At 50.0% G+C, this 298-nt stretch carries 1 protein-coding gene; it reads left to right on the top strand.

Annotated features, from left to right (window positions below; genetic code table 11):
- Positions 1-298: transposase (locus ACM2FC_RS23660; RefSeq protein ID WP_498483480.1), on the top strand; the 298-nt coding region annotated here is incomplete at both ends.

The following is a 298-nucleotide window of genomic DNA, read 5'->3' as shown; positions in this document are numbered from 1 at the left end:
GCGAGCAAAGGGGCATGACTACATGACGGTGGTGTACAACATGGAGTCGGGTCAGCTGATTTGGGTTGAGCACGGTAGGACAACACAAGTGCTGATGACCTTTTTAAAGGGCTTATCTAAACGCACTGCACTCGGGATTCAAGCGGTCGCCATGGATATGGGTAAAGCTTATCAAAAAGCGGTCAGAGCCTGTTTACCCAACGCTGATATCGTGTTCGACCGTTTTCATGTCATGCAAAACTACAGCAAAGCCCTCCGTCGCCAACGTATGCACGAGTTCCGAAAAGCCAAGACTCGA

Source organism: Vibrio sp. A37, assembly GCF_059777565.1.
The sequence above is the reverse complement of the archived record's forward strand: the minus strand, read 5'-3'. Positions and strand labels throughout refer to the sequence as shown.